A 16,190-nucleotide genomic window follows, 5' to 3' on the forward strand; every position below is an offset into this window, starting at 1 on the left:
CATCGTGGCGTTTTTTTGTGTGCGCTAGCATTTACGCCATTCTCTCGGGGGCTGTGTTGCATTTGGACCACACAATGTTGCAGATACGCGACGCAATATTGCATGGGTTTGTACCTATTGAGTATTCTTGTTTCGTAACACAAGCGAATACGCCTTGATGTACTGAAGTTAAAAAAACCATATTCCCTTTTAGAGAGAGATGAATAATGTTTAAACGTGCTCTGATCGTTGCTGCTGTTGCAGCTGCATGCTCAGCTTCTGCTTACGCAGAAGTTACTATTAGTGGTTCTGCTGAACTGGATGTAATGTATTACACAAACCAAACTGCTGATGGTAAGGGTAAGTTTGCGATTGATACTCCTGTTGTGCTGAACTTTGATGGTGTGGATAAGTGGGATAACGGTATGTCCACTATCTGGCGCATTTCTCAAAAGCCAGGCCCTGGCGGTAGTGATAAAGCAACAGCTCCAGCGGCTTTTGGTACTCGTGAGGCTTATATTGGCGTTAAGGGTAACTTGGGTTCGGTTAAGTTCGGTCGTATATTCCAAGCAACTTACTTACAAAAAGACTGGCCATATTTGACTGATGGTTCGGGTAACACTGGGCAAGATCGTGGTGTGACTGATGCTGCGTTCTGGGATAATGCTGTTGGTTATGAAGGCTCTTTCGGTGCTGTAAATGTATTTGCATCTGCTGATCTGGGTACTGGCTTTACAGATAAACGTAACGGTACGCAAGGTTACGAGTTGGGCGGTGGAGCGAAGTTTGGTGCATTTCACGTAGATGCTTCTTACCTTGCTAAGAAAAATGGCACTGCTGCAGTAAGTGCTAGTGGCTATGACAGTACATTCTTTGTTGGTGCACGTGGTGCATTTGGCCCAGTTACATTATCTTTGGATTGGGCGCACGACAAGTATGATCGCACCGATGTAAAAGAAGATGCTATTCATGGTAAGGTTGGATACAACTTCAATGACAAACTGTCTTTGAACGCGGGCTGGACTCACATCAAGGATAATGGTGGTGGAGATAATAAAGCGGACCAGTTAAGCACTCAGCTTGGTTATAATGTTTCTAAGAACACGATGGCTTTTGTACAGTATCGTTATATTAAGCTAGGTGATGCAGGTAAAAACCCAGTTGGCTTTACTTACCAAGCACAGGGAATGGCAGGTAATAAAGACAGCATGCAGCGTTTGGTTGTTGGTACATGGACAGGTTTCTAGTCGTTTAATTACATATTTAAACGAAATAAAAAACCCCACTTTGGTGGGGTTTTTTGCGCTAGTGCTGTTTATTATTTGAGGGTGGGGTTTTTGAGCGCCCACAACATGATTGAGCGCGTTTATTTTTTGTGGTTTTAAAACGAATAAAGCCCCTGATTTTCATCAGGGGCTTTATTTTGAATCCTGGCGGAAGCGGTCGGATTCGAACCCACGGAGGACTTGCATCCTCGGCAGTTTTCAAGACTGCTGCCTTAAACCACTCGGCCACACTTCCTTTTGTTCTGTTCTTTTCAAAACAGACAGGAACGCATTATAGCGGAACTTTTGAGGAAGTGTAAACTAAATTGTAAAAATAATTGCCCGTATATTATTTTGTGCGCTTATAGCTTTTCTAAGACGGTAAATTTGGCTAAGACAAAGGTGGGGGTGTGTTCTAGCGCAGGGGATAGGCGGATGCGATAGCTTTTGTTCTGGGCCGTAAATTTATACTCTTTATTTTCAGTGTAAATATCATTGGGAATAATAAGGAACCGTGCGGGGTTGCTGCTTGGGCCTTCAGGGGCATAAATGCATGAGATGCTGTGCTCGGCGAGTAAGGGGGTAAGCTCGACGATTAAAGGGGTTTGTGTCAGTGTTTCTACACCCACGCTGACAAACCCTTTATGGCTTCGATTGAAACGGCGCACAATGCCAATCGTAAACGGGTGGTTGCTAAGGTTTGCTAACCCTAGCAGCTCTCCAGTTTCAAGCTGGATATCACTATGGTAATTTAAGCCAAAGCCGCTGGCGCTCTCATCCCCCAGTTCCCATTTTTCAGCGCTGACATGATCTGCACTTGTTGTTGCTGTTTTCCCTTGCTGTGACATAAAGGGCAGGATGTTGGGGAGGCCGGTAATCACTCTGATGGATTTATTATTACTTTGTCTTTCATGTTTGCGCACGGGTGTGATGGTGTCTTTAGACCACAAATTACACAGTGTTTGAAGTAACTCTAAATTAGCTGGAGTTGATGATTCTGCCGGTACGCCAAGCAGCGAGGTGGGTTCACCTTGGCTAATTTGTGTGATCAGTTTTTGGATTTGCGTGGTAACAGGATCAGCAGTCCAATAGCGCCAGTTTTCTCCAACCATATCCCGCCGAATGCGTTTAGGTGAGCTGGTGCCAGTGAGATTGATTGCAAATAAATGTTGGTGTGGTTTGAGCTCTTTTTCTAAGACAATCTCATTGATCCATTTTTTTAGCCAGATGGCGATGAGCTCAATCTGGGCCGATTGGATTTTTTCAGGGCTAGCCAAAGACAACATCAGTGCTCGCACGTAGACCTGATAGATGCTGATGTTTTCAGCCGCTATTTGTGGCTTATCAGCAAAATTACTCTGCTCTGCAAATTGATAAAGGCGGTTGAGATTGCGCCAGATATGGTGGTCAATTTCTAAGTGCCGCATATAGGCATATTGTGCTTGTATCGCGTAGAGCTCCATTGCCCTCAATGTAAATTGCTCAATTTTTTGTGTGGGCACGAACTTTTTTTGGCTGCCTTGTTTAATGCAGCTTAGATAGCCTGCTGCCATTTCATGCCAAAAGCTTAAAATGGTGGGCAGCACTTGATGAGATGTGGTGCCTTCTTCAATCAGGCGGCCATGATAGATATCCAGCAGATGGCTTTGTAATGGCTGCGCTTTTTCTTCAAGATAAGGTATTGTTTTAAATCGCTCAGTTGCACTTATTTTTGGATTGCTATTGAGCTGTTTCAGCGCTTTTACAATTTCTATTTGTGCTTGCAAAATATCGCTTTCGGGCAGCTCTTCCATAAATATAGTGGCTGATTTCAGATTAAAAACACCCTCTTGGCTCGCTGGCTGAAAGAGAGAATTAACAAGGCCTTTGATATCAAACATCTGCTGTTCTACCTCGGCACACAGTATGGGTTAAAGAGTTAGATCTATTTTTAGCGTTAAATTTTCATCATCGCGTAGTCATCATCTGCTTGGCAGAAATGTGGCATGCTATCTAGTGGCAATGCAATGTAGTCATGCTTATTTAGAGTTTTTGTATCTGCGATACACAAGTCAGTCAATATGCTAATTAGATTGTTGCTTTAATTGCACGGGCTTTGCCGGAGCAACAAAATAGTGGATGAAATATTTTATATGCGGTCTGATCATATGGTTAATGGCCGCTATTTTACAGCGTTAGCAAGAAAAGAAGGGCATATCTTGCATCGCTTACCGATTGATGAGCGGAGGTTGTGCGAATGCTTGGTTTGAGTATAGATAAACTGTGAAAAAGTCGCTCTAGTATAGCGGTAGTGCTTTTAATGGGGTGAGGGCATTACAGGCAATTATTGCCGGTGGCTGAGTGGTTTTAGTGCTGATCTTATCCTTCTGGTCGCTAGGTATGGGGATCAAGACGCTGTGCTGTGATAAAATCCCCGCCTTTGTGCCCGCGTAGTTTGCAGCTCACCACTGCTGCTGGCGCATTCGCTTATATCGCTCTTTATGATGCGTTTGCACTGTAATGAGAGCAACAAGATCTGTATGTCGTGTTTGCAACGATGCACCGCCCGATAAAGCGGATAAAATATTATTTTCTTATAAAATACAAAGATGTATCTGTAGGCATAAATAAACGGACCAAGATATAAATATTGCAGATGATGCATCTGTGCGAAAGCGAGCAAGTGATCATTTTTTTAAAAAAATACAACGATGTATCTGTGTAGCAATAGGGTAAACGGACCATGATTAGTACTTTTAATATTACGATGCAATTTGGCGCGAAGCCTTTATTTGAAAAGGTTTCTGTTAAGTTTGGCGATGGTAATCGCTATGGCTTGATTGGCGCAAACGGCTGCGGCAAGTCAACTTTTATGAAAATCCTGGGCGGCGATTTAGAGCCGACAGGCGGTAATGTCAGCTTAGAGCCCGGCGTGCGCTTGGGTAAGCTGAAGCAAGATCAGTTTGCGTTTGAAGATAGCCGCGTGATTGATGTGGTGATGCAAGGTCATACAGAGTTGTGGGCTGTTTTAGCAGAGCGGGATGCAATTTATGCCAATCTGGAAGCCACCGAAGACGATTATATGCGTGCAGCCGATCTGGAAGGTAAAGTGGCTGAATATGATGGCTACACTGCTGAAGCGCGTGCTGGTGCATTATTATTGGGCGCAGGGATTCCAATTGAGCAGCATAACGGCCCGATGAGCGATGTTGCTCCGGGCTGGAAACTACGCGTATTGCTGGCGCAGGCATTGTTTTCTAATCCGGAAGTATTGCTGCTCGATGAGCCGACCAATAACTTGGATATCAACACAATTCGTTGGCTGGAAAACTCGCTGAATGAGCGCGATTCCACCATGATTATTATTTCGCACGATCGTCATTTCTTGAATCAAGTGTGTACGCACGTGGCCGATGTGGATTTCCGTGAAATTCGTATCTATCCGGGTACTTACGACGATTACATGATCGCATCGACCCAAGCTCGTGAGCGTTTGCTGACAGATAACCAGAAAGCCAAAGAAAAAGTAGCCGAGCTTAATTCCTTTGCTGCGCGTTTCTCGGCCAATAAATCGAAGGCACGTCAGGCGACAAGCCGCTTGAAGCTGGCCGATAAGATTAAAGAAGGCATGGTCGATGTCAAACCATCTAGCCGTCAGAATCCTTATATCCGCTTTGAAGTGGAAGAAAAATCCAAACTGCATCGTCAAGCTGTTGAGCTGTCTTTAGTATCTAAGTCTTTTGATAAGCCGCTGATCCAGAATCTAGACCTGATCTTAGAAGCGGGTCAAAAGATTGCCGTCATTGGTGGTAATGGTGTGGGTAAATCCACGCTGATGAAGCTGCTGATGGATGCGATTAAGCCAGATAGCGGCAAGATTAAATGGGCAGAAAAAGCCCAGCTTGGTTATTTTGCTCAGGATCATGAAGCTGATTTTGAACAAGAAATCACTCTGTTTGATTGGATGAAGCAGTGGAGCCAGCCCGGTACCGATGATCAAGTGATTCGTAGCATCTTAGGCCGCTTGCTGTTTGGCGGTGATGATGTGAAGAAAATGGTTACCGTGCTGTCAGGGGGTGAAAAAGGCCGCATGCTGTATGGCAAGTTAATCCTTGAAACGCCGAATGTGCTGATTATGGATGAGCCAACAAACCATATGGATATGGAGTCGATTGAATCTCTGAATCTGGCTTTGGATTTATTCAAAGGCACGCTGCTGTTTGTGTCGCATGACCGGATTTTTGTAAGCTCGCTGGCAACGCAAATTTTAGAGCTGAACGGTGATGGTACTTACAACTACTATGTGGGTGGCTATGAAGATTACTTGGCTAGCCGAGGTCTTGATTAAGTAAGCTTAGCTTATTTCAGTCTGCTTAGGAAATGCAAAGAAAGTTTTGAGTAAGCTTTTGTGTTAATATTGAAGGGGCGTTTATTCGCCCCTTTTTTATGTGTATTTTTGCTCTTCTGGATTGATATCTCGCTATGTCTCGCACCACTCCCTTTACTGTGCCAGTTTACCCTGCCCCTGCGTGGCTGCCCGGTGGGCATGCACAAACGATCTATCCTGCGGCGCTAATGTGGAAAAAAACGCCGATATATCGCAGAGAATCTTGGATTACGCCGGATTTAGATTCCATTGTGCTTGATTGGGTAGAGGGGCGGGTAGGCACACCCCTAGTGGTGTTATTTCATGGCCTGGAAGGCAGCTCGCGCAGCCACTATGCAACCTCTTTATTTGATTATCTTTACCCTTTGGGCTGGCGAGGCGTGGTGCCGCATTTTCGCTCCTGTGGCAATGCCATTAATCGATTACCAAGGGCTTACCATGCGGGAGACTCTGCCGAAATTGATTGGGTGCTTTGCCGCATTCGTGCGCAATATCCGGATGTGCCAATTTTTGCGGTGGGCGTTTCGCTAGGCGGAAATGCTTTGCTTAAGTGGCTGGGAGAGCAGGGCGAGGCCGCTTCTGCGGTGATTAATGCTGCTGCTGCGGTATGTGCGCCGATGGATTTAACTGCAACGGGCAATGCGCTGGATCAGGGCTTTAATCGCAGGGTGTACACGCGTGAATTTTTGCGCAGCTTACGCAAGAAGACCTTTGCTAAACTAAAGCTGGTTGATAATCCTTTTCTTGATCAGGAAAGCTTACGCCGCGCTACTACATTGCGTGAGTTTGATGACTTGGTGACGGCTCCCATTCATGGCTTTAAAAGTGTCGATCATTATTGGCAATCTGCAAGCTGCAAGCCTCATCTTGCTTCAATCCGTCTGCCCAGTTTAGTGATTAATGCAAAAAATGATCCTTTTGTACCTTATGAGTCTTTGCCTTTGCAGGCGGAAGTGTCTGATCACGTTACACTAATGCAAACGCGGGAAGGGGGACATGTTGGCTTTGTCTCCGGTGCGATGCCGGGCCACTTGCAGTGGTTGCCACAAACCTTGCATCGTTTCTTTCAGTGCCACTTACCGCAGCCTCGCTAAGGGAGCTTATTTTGCCTCTGCTTTCTCCTCGTCTTTTTAAAGCTTACGATATTCGGGCTCAAACATCGCTGCTTACCACTGAGGTGGCTCACTATATTGGTTTGGGTTTAGGTGCAGAGGCCCATCAGCGCGGCATTCAGCGCATTGCGGTTGCTCGGGACGGCCGTTTTTCCAGTCCTGCTTTGGCTGCTGCTTTGATCAACGCGCTGGTGGCAAGTGGCATTACCGTGCTTGATTTAGGGTTGGCAGCCACACCCTTGCTCTATTTTGCAGCCCGTCAGTATGCTGCAGGTTCCGGGGTAATGATTACCGGTAGCCATAATCCTGCTGACTATAATGGTATTAAAATGACGTTGGCAGGCGAAACCATTGATGGCGAAGCTTTGCAGGCCTTACGGCTGCGTATTGAAGCCGATGATTTTATTGCAGGCAATGGGCAGATTCAGCCGCTTAATATTGCTGCTGATTACTATACTGCTGTGGCAGCGATTTGCCCTTTAGCGCGGCCTTTTAAAGTGGTGGTGGATTGTGGCAATGGTGTGCCGGGGGCGTTCGCTCCTGATTTATATCGTGCCTTAGGCTGCGATGTGATTGAGTTATTTTGCCAGGTTGATGGTGCTTTTCCTAATCACCACCCCGATCCGCAGGTTGAGGCGAATCTCGCTGACTTAAAGCGCGTTGTGTTAGAGCAGAATGCAGATATCGGGCTGGCATTTGATGGTGATGGGGATCGCTTAGGAGTGGTGACTAGTCATGGTGAAAGCATCCCTGGCGACCGATTACTGATGTTATTTGCCGCGGCGGCTTTAGAAAAACAGCCGGGGCATATTTTATATGATGTGAAATCGAGTGGCTTAATTGCAACGTGGGTGAAAAGCAAGGGGGGGAGTTGCGCCGCAATCCCAACAGGGCATGGGCATATGAAACGTCATTTGCATGATTCCCAAGCCTTGCTTGCAGGGGAGTTATCCGGGCATTTTGCTTTTAATGACTGGCAAGACGATGATGCTTTGTTTGCTGGGGCCCGATTTTTAAAGCTGATGGCAGAGAAGGATTTAGAGCAAATGCTAAGCACATTGCCCCGCTCTGTTTCCACACCTGAGCTGCAAGTGGCCTTAGAGCAAGATGGGCATCAATTGGTTGCCAAAATTGCTCAAAACGCAGTTTTTCCTCAGGCTTTGCGTATTTTTACGATCGATGGTTTACGTATTGAATATGCAGACGGCTTTGGCCTGATTCGTGCGTCAAATACCACGCCGGTCTTAACGCTGAGGATAGAGGCACAAACATCGCTGGGCTTAGCAAGAATACGCTCAGAATTAGCAGCGGCAATTGCGCCGCTGGAGTTTCCGCTGGTGGCGTAATGCACGATGGCTTATAAGCTATCCGGCGTATTTTTTTTAGAGGAATTAGGTGGATGCTGCTGTGTGGCAGCTTGTACCATCCTAAGTGTATTGATGACGGGTTTATCAAGACTTTGCTGAATGCGGGTCTGTATTTATTTTTGGAAAAACAATGATTCCTGCTCCACACCTTATCGCCGCACAAGTAGCAAATGCTTTACAGGAAGACATCGGCCATTGTGACTGGACTGCTATGTTGATTACGAGCGACACCCAAGGCAGTGCCACAGTGATTGCCAGGCAAAGTGCCGTGTTATGCGGGCAGGCTTGGTTTGACGAAGTATTTCGCCAGGTTGATTCACGGGTGAAAATAGAATGGCTGGCTCAGGAAGGCGAGCGTGTTGAGGCTGATCAAGCCCTGTGCCGCATCCATGGGCTGGCGCGCAGCTTATTAACGGCAGAACGGAGCGCGTTAAATTTCTTACAAACTTTATCGGCAGTGGCGAGTGAAACGCGTCGTTATGTTGATTTAGTGAGTCATACTTCAGCAAAAATTCATGACACACGTAAAACGCTGCCAGGCTTACGCTTGGCGCAGAAATATGCCGTGACGGTGGGCGGTGGGCAGAACCAGCGCATTGGCTTATACGATGGTATTTTAATAAAAGAAAACCATATCTTAGCTGCTGGTAGTATTGCCGCAGCCTTACAAGTAGCTGTGAAGTTGGCTCCGCCTGATGTTAGTATTCAGATAGAGGTAGAAACCATTCATGAGCTGGAGCAGGCTTTACATGCTGGCGCTAAGTCAGTACTGCTCGATAATATGAATTTAACTGATCTACGCGCTGCAGTGGCATTGGCGGGAAATAGTGCTGTTTTAGAGGCTTCTGGCGGCGTAGATGAGGATACTGTGCGTGAAATCGCCGAAACAGGCGTTCAGCGTATTTCAATTGGTAAGCTAACTAAAGATGTGCAAGCAGTCGATTTATCAATGCGGTTTGTGTAAGAACGGAACAGCTATACCCCTCTTAACTTGTGTCAGTTTTTTTCTCTCGTACTTCTAAGGAGCTTTTCTTATGAATACCAATAGCGAAACTTTACTCGATCAATCACAAGATATTTTGCAAGAAGCTGAGCAACTTTTGCTTGAAGCGTCTCAGGCCGGTGGTAAAGATGCTGAGGCTCTGTATGCCCGGGCCGTTGAACGTTTGCGTATGGCCAAAGTTCGTCTGGTAGAAGTCGAACAAGTTGCGGTTGCCAAGGCTAAAAAAGCCGCTAAAGTTACCGACGAGTATGTGCACGATCATCCTTGGCAAGCCATTGGTGTGGCAGCAGCGGTAGGCGCGCTGGTAGGTATGTTGATCTCGCGTCGTTAATTGTGATGCCTCCGACTCCTCTTCTTGCCAGCGTGCAGCGTATTTTGGCTCAGGTAGCTGGTTTGCTTGGCACACATCTTGAATTGTTCGGTTTAGAGCTGCAGGACGCTTTGCAGCGTTTTGCCGTTAATTTTATTTTGGGCGTGCTGTCTGTGGTGCTAGGGGGCTTATGTCTGGCTTTAGCTGCCGTTTTGCTGTTGATTATTTTTTGGGATAGCCATCGGATTGCCGTCGCGCTTGGGCTTATGCTGGTATACGGCGGAGCTGCAATTGGCTTTGCTGCTTACTTACGTCATCGCCTAAAACACGCCGCTGATTTGTTTCCGGCGACCTGCGGCGAGCTGGCTCGTGATCGCAAAGCCTTACTTCACGCTGAGGATGAGGCATGAAATTAGCGCGCTTCTATCGTAAACAGTTTTTGCAGCTCAAAGCCGAACAGCAGCGGCAAGCGTTGCGGCAAGAGTTGAAAGCCTTTGCCCAGCCGATTAATTTTCTGCAAGAGGGTTTAGCGATCAGCCAGCCTAAAGGCGGCTTATTAGGCTGGCTGAAATTAGCACGATTTGCGCTGCGTTCTGAAGGCTTGAAAAAGCACCTTGCGCTTGCATTGGGGGTGTTACAGATTGCCCGGTTTGTGATGAGGAAACGAACTTAGCTTAGCCAGCTGTAGCCAAATAAAAATAAGCCGAGCGATGCTCGGCTTATTTTTTTATGTAGCAATGCCTAAGCTTAGCGCAGGCTCGCTGGTTTTTTGTGCATGGTCTATTTGCAGATGGTGGCGAAATTTAAAAAAGGCCAATTGCGTATCAAGATGATTCGCCGCATAAGTCAGCTCGCTCAGCTCGCTGAGCATTTGCTCACTTCTCTGGCTGCTGGCCTGCGCATTACCCCCAATATCTCGTAATCTTTCATTGATGGCTTCGCTGAAGGCGCTTTGCTCTTCTACTGCGGTGCTGATGGTTTCCATCATTTCGTTGACCTTGCTGGCGGCCTGATTGATTTCTCCCAATGCGCTACTAATGGTGTGGCTGTCTTGCCGGCATTCAATAACATGCGATGCCGCAGATTGCATGGCTGCAAGTGTTTCCTGAGTGCAGGCTTGCGTGTCGTCCAGAATGCGGCGGATGTCTTTAGTTGAATTTGCGGTTAGGTGAGAGAGTTTTCTGACTTCATCGGCCACCACTGCAAATCCACGACCATGCTCACCTGCTCTTGCTGCTTCAATCGCGGCATTCAGCGCGAGCAAGTTTGTTTGCCCGGCAATATCTTCGATCATGGTGGCTACATTGACGATCTGGCGTATGGCATGGGTGAGCGCCTGTATGGTGGTTTCTATCTGATTAAAATCATCTGTTAATGCTTCCAACTTGAGCTTTGAATCATGCCCTGCAGAATGAGCCGCTTGCACATTGACCAGCGATTGCTGACTAATGATGGCCGTGCGTACAGCTTGCACACTGATATGAGTGATTGAATCTTGCAGCAGGATGCTGCTCGAGCCGATTTCCAGTAGATGATTACTTTGTAAGCTTGCCCCTTCATGGTTAGCCTTGGCGAGCTGAGTAATATGGTTTGCTTCTTCCCGTGAAAGTTGTGAGGCTTGGCGTGCTTGCTGTAGCGTGTTTTCCAGCTGATTCAGAAAGCGGTTGATTCCTTGGCCCAGCTCACCTAATTCATCCGGGGTTTCTGCAATCCGGCTGGTTAAATCACCGGTCTCTAGTTTTGCCGTTTCTGTGGCCATTGCATGTAAGCGGCTTTTGAGCTTGCGGGCAAAATGTAGCTGGCTGAGCACAATAAAGAGAGCGCTGAATAAAAGCGGCAAGAGCACGGTACGTAAGAGCTGATCGATATGGGCGCTGATGGCCTGATTTGCTGCGCGTGATTGAGTTTGCAAGCCCGTTTCTAATTGATTGAGTACCGCTAAGGCGGGCTCCAAATCATTTTTATAAATTTGCTCCGGAATGCTTAGAGCATCTTGCGGGCTTTCGCTGGCAATGGTGATCGCGCTTTGAAATTGTTTTAGATAGTTTTGCCAGTGTTGGCTGAGCAGGGCATCGAGCTTTTGCTGCTCAGAAGGAGCCAAGTGCGCTCTGATAACGGGGCTCGCGCTTTGTACCGTTTGTTGAGCGGTTTGTAATTGTTGCTTGGCGGTATCGACTAGGGGGTCGAGCCTGGAAATAATCAGCATGGTACTGCGGATCTGATTCAGAGAATTGACTGCATTTTGGCTGTCGTGATGAAACTGGAAATCATGCGCAAGTGTGTTGCTCTTCCATGTCATCCAGCAGGCAAGGGAGACAAGGGCTACAACAGTCAAGCCGCTTACCCATTTTAATTGCGTGGTCATTCTCATCAGATTTCTCTAATTTAGTAGGAAGAAACCGGCGAAGAGTATGATTATTATGTTGCATGAATATGACAAAAAATGATCGTTTCAAACATGAGTTTGCGTGCTAAAAAATAGTCGATCATTTACTGTCTTTAGCATTTTTTAAGATTGATTATTACTTATACTTTGGTTACAGATTTACTCAGGTATCTTGGGGTATCAATCTCGTTTTTCTGCAAAATAGCGGTGTTATATGCCAGTGTTTGTAAGGCGATGCCATACAAAATAGGATTTAAATCATGCAGATTGTTTGGCATGCAAATCACATTAAAGTGCTCTGCAGAGGCGAGACCCGCATCCGATAAAATAAACAATTCACCGCCTCTGGCTCTGACTTCTTGCAAATTAGCGAGTAGTTTTTCGGTTAAGCGGTTCCAGGGCAAGCAGGCGATTACGGGTAAATCTTTGTTGATTAAGGTTAGCGGCCCATGGATCAGCTCGCCGGCAGGAAAACCATATGCGTGGATATAGGCGACTTCTTGCATCTTTAAAGCGGCTTCCTGGGCAAGCGGGTAATAAAGATGCCGGCCTACAAAAAAGAGCTGCTTACTATCGAATATTTTGTTCGCCCATTCTTGTAATTGCTCTGTGATCACCGCAAGATCACTGGCTGCCCGTGGAAGGCGCAGCAGATCATGAATGGCAGCCGCTTCCGTGGCAGGGGGCAGATGGCCACGTAGCTTGGCAAAGCAGAGCGCCAGCCGATATAAGGTCAGGAGCTGGGTGCTAAATGTTTTGGTTGAGGTGACGCCAATTTCTGGCCCCGCCGCTAAAAAGAGTTGAAAGCGGGCGAGTTGCATCAAGGTACTGGGGGAGGCGTTTGAGATGGCCAGCGTGTGTGCATGATTCTGGCTTTGTGCGTATTTAAGCGCCGCGATCGTGTCGGCGGTTTCACCGGATTGGGAAATCGCAATAATCAGCGTGTTGTGGTGCTGCACCGCATCGCGGTAGCGATATTCGCTGGCCAGCTCCACCGTGCATGGCAGGCCGGCTAAGGCTTCAAACCAATAACGGGCGATCAGTGCGGCATGATAGCTGCTGCCGCTGGCTAGCAAGGTGATGCCTTCTATATCGCAGAGAATACGAGCGGCATCGTTATCTAATAATTGAGCCAAATTGGCGTCGCAGCCGCTATCGTCCAGAATATCTGCAAAAATTGCCGCCTGCTCATTGATCTCTTTCTGCATATAGTGATGAAAGCCATGCAGCTTTATTCTGGCTTGCTGAAAGTCTTCAGGCTCTCTCTGGCAGGGCTCCCCTAGTGGGTTAAGAATTGTGCACTTGCCGGGACTAAATCTGGCGGTGTCCCCTAAAGCCAGGCGAATGATGTCCGGGGCAATGCTTTGCAGCGCTTGTGGCTGATCAGAAAAGCCTGCACTGCTTTGGCCTACTGAAATAAAGAGGGGGATGTGTCTGGAGGTGCAGATGATTTCATTTTCTGCAGACATCACGCCTATGGCGTAAACCCCGATGAGCTCACTGGCGGCTAAATGAACGGCTTTTAATAGATCATGCTGGCTGCGGTAATGCCAATGAATTAAATCTGCGGCAAGTTGGGCGGTGCTGGGCTTGTCGTTCAGATAGCCTAAGGTGGCCAGCTTATCCTGTAAGGCCTCGCTATTTTCAATTAAGCCCCGGCAGCTCACTGTAATCGTATCCCGGCTACTGGCAATGCTGTGCTTAACCGGTTTATCCCAATCCAAGCGAATTAAGGTGCGATGGGCTGTTTGCTCATGTAAATGCAGGTGCAGAGTCAGAATGGGGCAGGATAAAATCTGCGCTTCTGGCTGATCGGTGATTAAAGTCGCACTGCAATGGCCTTGCTCAATCATGGTATTGAGTTGTTGGCTGATATTTTTCAGAACATTATCTTGAGAAACGATTCCAATCAAAGCACCCATATTCTCGCTCCAATATTTTGTTGGTTCCCTTTATTATCTGATATATGCCAAAAAATATATGACTTATTTTGTAAGAATAAAGAGGGTGTCGGGGGCTAGTTGTTCAAATGCGCGCTGAGCTGTGAGGTGACCAAGCCATCGCCAGCAAATTTTCGGGCAAAGAGTGATGGGCAGGCAAGTAAGCGTGTTACATCGCTGATCTCAAAGGTGCGGGGTGACCAAGCCCCTGTTTCCCATTCCAGATAATGCTGTGAATCATTGACTAGTTCTTTAGCAATGGGCGTGTGCATCAGGATGGTTTGGACAAACATTTCATCTGGCACCAAGGTCTGGCGAAAGTACTGGATTACTTCTGGGTTTTCCGCACAAAACTGAAGCAAGGCTTGGCAGGCGCGCCTAGATAAACACCACCACTGAGAGCCGGAGTAAATGGTATGAATTGCGCGTGGTAGTTTGCGTTGTAATAGGCCAAGCCGGTTAAGCGGGCGTTGTATTTTTTGCAATAACTTACCCGCTAGGCTGCCCTTGAGCCACTCCGGGTGATAGCTTTGATAGCGGTAGCGGATATCAAAATCGGGATCAGGCTGAGGGCGAAACTCAATAAAGCCAGCGTGCTGCTGCAGCTGATTGATCGTTTCTTGTTTGGATTTCAGTGGATAATCTTGAGCAGAGAGCAATATCAGATAATCACAATCGTCTTTCAGTGCCGCTTGAATTAGTGCCAAGCTCGCACTTACCAGCGAAAAACCGCCCCAGCGACAAGCTTGCCGTTCAATAAAGCACGCTTCTGCAGGCGTGGCCTCTTGCATGGCGGTTAAAATATCGGCCGGTGTATTGGCATCAACATGAATATAAAGCCGGGTATTTTCTGCAAAAAGCTGTTGGCATAGGCGGCCTAATTGCGCTGGGTGAGCGTGGCATAGGATTAAATAGCCAATACGCATTCTGATTTCCATTTAATAAATGGTTTTAATTCTAACCCGAATACTTTGCAAATAAATGATGTTATGCACAAACTTTAAGCACTTTTACAGAGTGAAAGGAAAAAAAGCAGGGCGTTAGGCAAGATAGTGCACTGAATATCCAGCGCTGTATCATGTTGACAGACTACCCGCGTTGTAAGCCCAATGCCCTCCGAACCCGCTTTGCCTGCGCCAAGCCCGAGCGATGTGAATTAGCTGATGATTAAATAATCATATATAGCTATTGCGGTTTTAATTAATAAGATGAAATAAATAATGTGGTAATAGTCTGTGCAACAATGCAATGACACAGGACCTAAGCCTAATCAATATTGACTGTATAGCCTCATAGGGCTAAAGTTTGCGGTTTTATTCGGGATATTTAGCGCATGCCGAAAGCAACTAAAAGCCCCGTCAGCTTTGAAGCTGGTCTTCAGGAGCTGGAAAGTTTGATTGCTGAAATGGAAGCGGGCTCGCTGCCGCTGGAAACAGCATTGACGACTTATCAGCGTGGTACTGAATTACTACAATTTTGCGAAAGCCGTTTAGTGGATGCCGAGCAGCGCATTCGTGTGCTTGAAGGGGCGGAGCTCAAGCCTTTCTCTGCGGATAAAGAATAGATGACATTAGAATTTAAAAGCTGGATGCAAGACGTTCAGGCTCGTATGGAGCAGACGCTTAAAACTGTTTTACCTGCGGCAGATCATTTACCCTCTCAATTGCATACGGCCATGCGCTATTCAGTGCTTGATGGCGGCAAGCGGGTGCGCCCTTTATTGGCATTTGCGGCGGGCGCTGTTGTGGACGCCTCACCCGATCGTTTGCAGTATGTAGGCGCTGCGGTTGAGTTGATTCACGCCTATTCGCTGGTGCACGACGATATGCCGACAATGGATGATGATGTTTTGCGTCGTGGCAAACCAACATGCCATATTGCTTTTGGTGAGGCTACGGCATTATTAGCAGGCGATGCTTTGCAAACCGCTGCGTTTGATATCCTGACTTCCTGTACATTGGCAGATGAGCCTCGTGATCAGCTAAAAATGGTAAATATACTTGCCCGTGCTTCGGGCAGCCTTGGTATGTGTGGTGGCCAAGGAGTGGATCTATATAGTGTGGGGCAAGCTTTAAGCTTGCCTGAGCTAGAGCAAATGCATGGCTTAAAAACGGGGGCGCTGATTCGTGCCGCTGTGATGCTGGGTTCATATTGCGGTGTAGCCATCAGCGATGAAGACCGGGGCAGATTAGACTACTACGCTCAATGTATTGGCTTGGCTTTTCAAGTGGTTGATGATGTGCTGGACGAAGAAGCGGATTCAGCCACTCTGGGTAAAACAGCAGGCAAAGATGCGGCGAATAATAAACCTACTTATGTCTCCTTGCTGGGGCTCGCCACGGCAAAACAAAAAGCCGCTGAGCTAAAAGCCGAAGCGCTGGCTGCGATTGCTCCTTTTGGTGAAAAAGCCCGTGGCTTAGTGCTCTTGGCCGATTTTATTGTGGAACGCACTAACTGATGAA

14 protein-coding genes and 1 tRNA gene are annotated in these 16,190 nt (G+C 47.1%); 10 read left to right on the forward strand and 5 right to left on the reverse strand.

The window, feature by feature from the left end:
• Positions 1-206 precede the first annotated feature (206 nt).
• Positions 207-1,226, forward strand: a complete 1,020-nt coding sequence (locus VN23_RS00875; protein ID WP_046350985.1) for a porin — start codon at positions 207-209, stop codon at positions 1,224-1,226.
• A 184-nt stretch (positions 1,227-1,410) separates the two neighbouring features.
• Here VN23_RS00875 and VN23_RS00880 read toward each other — a convergent pair.
• Together VN23_RS00880 and VN23_RS00885 are read right to left on the reverse strand one after the other, a co-directional pair.
• Positions 1,411-1,500, reverse strand: a tRNA-Ser gene (locus VN23_RS00880).
• 106 nt (positions 1,501-1,606) lie between these two features.
• Complete coding sequence (locus tag VN23_RS00885; protein ID WP_046350986.1) at positions 1,607-3,124, reverse strand: hypothetical protein; 1,518 nt, start codon at positions 3,122-3,124, stop codon at positions 1,607-1,609.
• Positions 3,125-3,966: 842 nt separating this feature from the next.
• On the opposite strand from VN23_RS00885, the gene VN23_RS00890 reads away from it, so the two are divergent.
• The 7 genes from VN23_RS00890 (at position 3,967) to VN23_RS00920 (ending at position 10,075) form a co-directional block, all read left to right on the forward strand.
• A complete protein-coding gene (locus VN23_RS00890) occupies positions 3,967-5,571 on the forward strand; it encodes an ABC-F family ATPase (RefSeq protein ID WP_046350987.1) in 1,605 nt (534 codons plus the stop codon).
• Between the two features lie 134 nt (positions 5,572-5,705).
• Positions 5,706-6,704, forward strand: coding sequence for a YheT family hydrolase (locus VN23_RS00895; protein WP_046350988.1), 999 nt, complete (start codon positions 5,706-5,708; stop codon positions 6,702-6,704).
• An 11-nt stretch (positions 6,705-6,715) separates the two neighbouring features.
• Complete coding sequence (locus VN23_RS00900) at positions 6,716-8,068, forward strand: phosphomannomutase/phosphoglucomutase (protein ID WP_046350989.1); 1,353 nt, start codon at positions 6,716-6,718, stop codon at positions 8,066-8,068.
• Between the two features lie 151 nt (positions 8,069-8,219).
• Positions 8,220-9,053 carry a carboxylating nicotinate-nucleotide diphosphorylase gene (nadC, locus tag VN23_RS00905; protein ID WP_046350990.1) on the forward strand — a complete coding sequence of 278 codons (834 nt, stop codon included), beginning with the start codon at positions 8,220-8,222 and terminating at the stop codon, positions 9,051-9,053.
• 70 nt (positions 9,054-9,123) lie between these two features.
• A complete protein-coding gene (locus VN23_RS00910) occupies positions 9,124-9,423 on the forward strand; it encodes a DUF883 family protein (RefSeq protein ID WP_046350991.1) in 300 nt (99 codons plus the stop codon).
• Positions 9,424-9,428: 5 nt separating this feature from the next.
• Positions 9,429-9,812 carry a phage holin family protein gene (locus VN23_RS00915; protein ID WP_046351123.1) on the forward strand — a complete coding sequence of 128 codons (384 nt, stop codon included), beginning with the start codon at positions 9,429-9,431 and terminating at the stop codon, positions 9,810-9,812.
• Entirely contained in the window at positions 9,809-10,075 is a 267-nt protein-coding gene (locus VN23_RS00920; RefSeq protein WP_046350992.1) for a hypothetical protein, read from the forward strand. Before VN23_RS00915 ends, VN23_RS00920 begins: the two co-directional genes overlap by 4 nt.
• 54 nt (positions 10,076-10,129) lie before the next feature.
• Here the strand turns inward: VN23_RS00920 and VN23_RS00925 are convergent, their stop codons facing one another.
• The 3 genes from VN23_RS00925 to VN23_RS00935 form a co-directional block, all read right to left on the reverse strand.
• Positions 10,130-11,773, reverse strand: coding sequence for a methyl-accepting chemotaxis protein (locus VN23_RS00925; protein WP_046350993.1), 1,644 nt, complete (start codon positions 11,771-11,773; stop codon positions 10,130-10,132).
• A 155-nt stretch (positions 11,774-11,928) separates the two neighbouring features.
• Positions 11,929-13,710, reverse strand: coding sequence for a glutamine--fructose-6-phosphate transaminase (isomerizing) (gene glmS, locus VN23_RS00930; RefSeq protein ID WP_052746482.1), 1,782 nt, complete (start codon positions 13,708-13,710; stop codon positions 11,929-11,931).
• Positions 13,711-13,805: 95 nt separating this feature from the next.
• The gene (locus VN23_RS00935) at positions 13,806-14,654 is read right to left on the reverse strand and encodes a beta-1,6-N-acetylglucosaminyltransferase (RefSeq protein WP_046350994.1); all 849 of its coding nucleotides are present in this window, start codon (positions 14,652-14,654) and stop codon (positions 13,806-13,808) included.
• 407 nt (positions 14,655-15,061) lie between these two features.
• Here VN23_RS00935 and VN23_RS00940 point away from each other — a divergent pair, with 407 nt between their 5' ends.
• Together VN23_RS00940 and VN23_RS00945 are read left to right on the forward strand one after the other, a co-directional pair.
• Positions 15,062-15,292, forward strand: a complete 231-nt coding sequence (locus tag VN23_RS00940; RefSeq protein WP_046350995.1) for an exodeoxyribonuclease VII small subunit — start codon at positions 15,062-15,064, stop codon at positions 15,290-15,292.
• Positions 15,293-16,186 (forward strand): polyprenyl synthetase family protein, encoded by an 894-nt coding sequence (locus tag VN23_RS00945; RefSeq protein WP_046350996.1) that lies wholly within the window; start codon positions 15,293-15,295, stop codon positions 16,184-16,186.
• The last annotated feature ends 4 nt before the right edge of the window (positions 16,187-16,190 follow it).

Origin of the sequence: Janthinobacterium sp. B9-8 (genome assembly GCF_000969645.2) — a bacterium.
Taxonomy (GTDB): domain Bacteria; phylum Pseudomonadota; class Gammaproteobacteria; order Burkholderiales; family Chitinibacteraceae; genus Iodobacter.